The following is a 5,348-nucleotide window of genomic DNA, read 5'->3' on the forward strand; positions in this document are numbered from 1 at the left end:
TGTCCGCCGCCGGCAGCAGCGGCAGCGACTGTACCGATTGCGTCGGCGCGTCGACGATCGACGACAGCAGCGTCGCGAAGCTCTCGGCGAAGCGCGCGATCGTCGCTGCGTCGAACAGGCTGTCGGCATAGAGCCAGCGCAGATGCAGGCCGTCAGCCGATTCGGCGATCGCCAAGTGCAGATCGACGTCGATGCTCGCCGCATCGCTGCCGACCGCGTCGATGGTCAGGCCCGGCAGGCTCAGCGCATTGCGCTCGTGGTTCTGCAGCGCGATGACGATCTGATAGAGCGGCGCATGGCTCAGATGGCGCTCGGGCTTCAGCGTTTCGACCAGCATCTCGAACGAGGTCGACTGGTGCGCGAACGCGTCGAGCGCGGTCTGGCGGCCGCGCGCGAGCAGTTCCGCAAAGCTCGGATCGCCCGACAGATCCGTGCGCAGCACGAGGCTGTTCACGAAGAAGCCGATCAGCGGTTCGATCTCGCGGGCGACGCGGCCGGCGATCGGCGTGCCGAGCACGACGTCGGTCTCGTTGCTCCAGCGGCCGATCAGCAGCGCGAATGCACTTTGCAGCAACATGAACAAGGTCGCGTCGTGCTCGCGCGCGAGGACGCGCAGCCGCTGCGTGAGATCCGCATCGATCTGGATCTGCAGGCGCTGCGCGCCGAACGCCTGCCGCGCCGGCCGCGGCCGGTCGAGCGGCAGCCCGTGCACCTGCGGCAGGTCGGCGAGCTGGCGCTGCCAATACGCCAGATCGCGCTGCAGCACTTCCGCTTGTGCCGGCGAACGCTGCCAGTGCGCGTAGTCGGCGTATTGCAGCGGCAGCGGCAGCAGCGGACTGCCGTCGCCGGCGACGAAGGCCGCGTACAGCGCCGCGAATTCCTTGACGAGCACGCCCTTGGACCAGCCGTCCGAGGCGATGTGGTGCATGGTGAACAGGATCACGTGATCGTCGTCGCCGAGTTCGACGAGGCTGCAGCGCAGCATCAGATCGGCGGCCAGATCGAACGGACGGCGCGCTTCGGCGTGCGACAGGCGCGCGATGGCGCGCTCGCGTTCCTCGCCCGACAGGTCGCGCAGCGACAGCCGCGCGAGCAGTACCGGCACGGCCGGCGAAATGCGCTGCACGGCGCTGCCGCCGGTCTCGACGTAGACCGTGCGCAGCACTTCGTGCCGCGCGACGATCGCATCGAGCGCGCGCTGCAATGCCGCGATATCGAGCGCGCCGGTCAGGCGCATCGCGACCGGCATGTTGTACTGCACGCTGCCGCCTTCGAAGCGGTCGACGAACCACAGGCGCTGCTGCGCGAACGACAGCGGCAGCGGCAGGTCGCGCGGCGCGAACGGAATGCGCGCGCTCGCGCTGCGCGCTTCCTCATCGACGTAGCGCGCGAGCGAGCACAGGTCGGCATGCTCGAAGATCGCGCGGACCGGCACGTCCTTGCCGAGCTGTGCGGCGATTGCGCTCGCGACGCGCGTCGCGAGCAGCGAGTGGCCGCCGAGTTCGAAGAAGTTGCTGCCGCTGCTGACGCGCTCGTGCTTGAGCAGTTGCGCCCAGACCTCGGCGATCGCGATCTGCGTCGCGCCTTCGGGGGCGCGGTAGCTGCGCTGCGCCGCGTAGTCGGGCTCGGGCAGCGCGCGGCGGTTGACCTTGCCGTTCGGCGTCAGCGGGAACGCGTCGAGCACGACGAACGCGGCGGGCTGCATGTAGTCGGGCAGCCATTCGCGCAGTTCGCGCCGCAGCGCGTCGAGGCCGGCTTCGTCGAGTGCGTGTTCCGGCACGATGTAGGCGACGAGGTGCGCCGCATCGGCATCGCCCATGACGCGCAGCACGGCTTCCTTGACGCGGTCGCTGCGCAGCAGGCGCGCCTCGATCTCGCCGAGCTCGATGCGGAAGCCGCGCACCTTGACCTGATAGTCCATGCGGCCGAGGCATTCGACGGTGCCGTCGGCAAGCACGCGGCCGAGATCGCCGGTGCGATAGACGCGCTCGCCGAATTCGCGGCCGAGCGCGTGCTCGGGGAAGCGTTCCTGCGTCAGCGCCGGCTGGTTCAGGTAGCCGCGCGCGAGGTTCGCGCCGGCGATGCAGATCTCGCCGGGCATGCCCGGCGGCACCGGACGCAGCCGGCCGTCGAGCACGAGCAGCGCGCTGTTCGCGATCGCCCGGCCGATCGGCACGGTCGCGCGGTCGGGCACGACGTCGACGACCTGGTAGCTCACGTCGGACATGGTTTCGGTCGAGCCGTACAGATTGCACAGCGTGACCTGCGGCAGCACGGCGGTGATGCGCCGCGCGACATCGCACTTGAGCGGCTCGCCGCTGACGAACCAGTAGCGCAGCCGCGAGAGCTGCCGCGTCGCGTCGGGCAGGTCGATCAGCGCGCGCGCGAGCGTCGGCGCGGTGACGATGCGCGTGACGCCATGGCGGCCGAGGTCGTCGAGGAAACCCTGCAGATCGGTGATGCGCTCCGCATCGAACACGACGGTCTTCTGGCCGCCGGCCAGCGGCACGAACAGTTCCCAGACCGCGCGCACGAACGCCGTGCTCGTGATCAGGCAGCAGACGTCGTCGGGCGCGAACGGAAAGCGCTCGTGCATCCAGTCGACGCGATTGATCAGCGAATCGTGCGTGCCGACGACGCCCTTGGGCTCGCCGGTCGAGCCCGAGGTATAGAGCACGTGCGAGGCCGCGCCCGCGGCGGGCACCGGCCAGTCGGTCGCGATGCCGTTCGCGACGGGCAGCGCGTCGAGCGAGATCGTCGGCAGGCCGGTATCGAGGCGGCCGGCGAAGCGATCCTGCTGCAGCAGCACGCAGGCGCCCGAGTCGCGCAGCATGTGCGCGAGCCGCGCGTCCGGCAGTTCGCCCGCGAGCGGCGCGTACGCCGCGCCGGTCTTCAGCGCGGCGAGCACGCCGGTCGCATAGGCGATGCCGCGGTCGGCCAGCACGGCGACCACGCCGCCCGGGCCGGCGCCGTGCGCGACGAGCACGCGCGCGAGCGCATCGGCATCGGCGTCGAGCGCGGCATAAGTGATCGTGCGGCCGTCATGGTCGAACGCGATCTGCTGCGGCCGGCTGCGCGCGAACGCCGCAATGCGCAGATGCAGCGGCAGCGCGGCGTAGTCGTGCCGCTGCGGCTGCGCCGCGTCGAGCACGGCGTCGGCCTGCACCGCATCCAGCAGCACGATGTCCTGCACCGGCGTCTGCGGCCGGCGCACGACTTCGCGCAGCAGCACGGCAAGACTTTCGGCCAGCCGCGCGATCGTCGCCGCTTCGAACAGCGAGCTGCGGTACGACCACTTGAAGTACAGCTGCTCCCCGAGGCTGCGCGTGTACAGCGTCAGGTCGGCCTTCGCGAGATCGGCACTGCCGCCCGCGCGCAGCGGTTCGAACGCGAGGCCCGACACCGGTGCCGGTGCATCGTCGGCAGCCTCGAAGCTGTTGACGAGGATCTGCACCAGCGGGTTGTGGCTGAGACTGCGCGCGGGCTTGAGTTCGTCGACGAGCATGTCGAACGGAATGTGCTGGTGGCTGTCGGCTTCCAGCACGACGCGACGGCTGCGCGCGAGCAGCGTGTCGAAATCCGGGTTGTCGCTGAGATCGGTGCGCAGCACGAGCGTGTTGACGAAGAAGCCGATCAGGTTCTCGGTGTCCGCATGCGCGCGTCCCGCGATCGGCATGCCGAGCACGATGTCGGTCTCGCGGCTGAAGCGGCCGATCAGCACGGCCAGCGCCGTCTGCACGAACACGAACGGCGTGACGTCGCGCGCGCGGCAGAACGCGCGGATCGCGTCGGCCAGTTCGGCATCGATGACGTGTTCGTGCACCTGGCCCTGGAAGCGCTGCTGCGCCGGGCGCGGCTTGTCGAGCGGCAGGCTGTGCACGGCCGGAATGCCGGCGAGCTGGCGGCGCCAGTAGTCGAGCCCGCGCGCGAGCGCGTCGCCGCGCAACTGCGCATGCTGCCACGCGGCGTAGTCGGCGTACTGGACGCGCAGCGGCGCGACGGCCGGCGCGACGCCGTCGCGCAGCGCCGTGTAGAACGCGACGAAATCCTTGACGAGGATGCCGTTGGACCAGCCGTCCGACGCGATGTGATGCAGCGTGAACAGCAGCGCGTGCTCCTCGTGCGCGAGGCGCACGAGATGGCAGCGCAGCATCGGATCGCGTGCGAGATCGAACGGCGCGGCGGCTTCGTCGCGTGCGAGCTGCAGCACGCGTTCCTCGCGCTGTGCCTCGGACAGCGTGCTCAGATCGGTCGTCGCGATGACGACCGGTACCGGCGCATCGACGACCTGCCGCGGCTGGCCGTCGACCTCGACATAGCGCGTGCGCAGGATTTCATGGCGCGCGACGATCGCGTCGAGCGCGCCCTGCAGCGCGGTCGTATCGAGCGCGCCGCGCAGGCGCAAGGCGGCCGGCATGTTGTACTGGCGGCTGCCGCCTTCGAGCCGGTCGATGAACCACAGGCGCTGCTGCGCGAACGACAGCGGCAGCGCTTCGCCGTCGCGCGGCTGGCGCGGGATCGCGGCATAGCCCGATGCGGTTTGCGCGTCGAGGTACGTGGCGAGCTTGCGCACGGTGCTGTGTTCGAACAGTGCGCGGACCGGCACGGGCTTTCCGAACTGCTTTGCGATCTCGCTGACGATGCGCGTCGCCAGCAGCGAGTGGCCGCCGAGCGCAAAGAAATTCGCGTCGGCGCTGATGCGGTCCTGGCGCAGGATCGGCGCCCAGATCGCCGCGAGACGCTGTTCCGTGTCACCGGCCGGCTCGACGAAGGTTTCGGTCGCGGCGCCGGGTTCCGGCAGCGCCTTGCGATCGACCTTGCCGTTGAGCGTCAGCGGCAGGCGCTCGAGCTGCACGTAGGCGCTGGGTTGCAGGTAGTCGGGCAACTGGTCCGCCAGTCCGTCGCGCGCGGTTTCCACGAGCGCGAATTCGTCGCCGACGACGTAGGCGACGAGACGCGCCTGCGGACCGTCGCCGTGCACGGCGACGGCGGCTTCGCGCACGCCGGCGATCTGGCGCAGGCGGCTTTCGATGTCGCCGAGTTCGATGCGGAAGCCGCGGACCTTGACCTGGTCGTCCAGGCGGCCGAGGAATTCGAGATTGCCGTCGGCGAGCCAGCGCACGCGGTCGCCGCTGCGGTAGAGGCGCTGGGTGGCATCGAACGGGCTCGCGACGAACTTCTGCGCCGTGAGTTCCGGCAGATTGAGGTAGCCCTTCGCGACGCCGGCGCCGCCGATGTGGAGTTCGCCCGCGACGCCGATCGGCACGGGCTGCTGATTCGTGTCGAGCACGAAGAGCTGGGTATTGCTCATCGGGCGGCCGATCGGGATCGTGTGGGTCAGGCGATCG

The 5,348-nt window shown here is 70.2% G+C and carries 1 protein-coding gene; it reads right to left on the minus strand.

From position 1 onward, the window contains the following. The coding region (locus VLF18_RS09590) for a non-ribosomal peptide synthetase (RefSeq protein WP_325279401.1) at window positions 1-5,311 on the minus strand (5,311 nt) is incomplete at its 3' end. Between the last annotated feature and the right edge of the window lie 37 nt (window positions 5,312-5,348).

The sequence above is a fragment of the Tahibacter sp. genome (genome assembly GCF_035481375.1).
Classification (GTDB): Bacteria; Pseudomonadota; Gammaproteobacteria; order Xanthomonadales; family Rhodanobacteraceae; genus Tahibacter.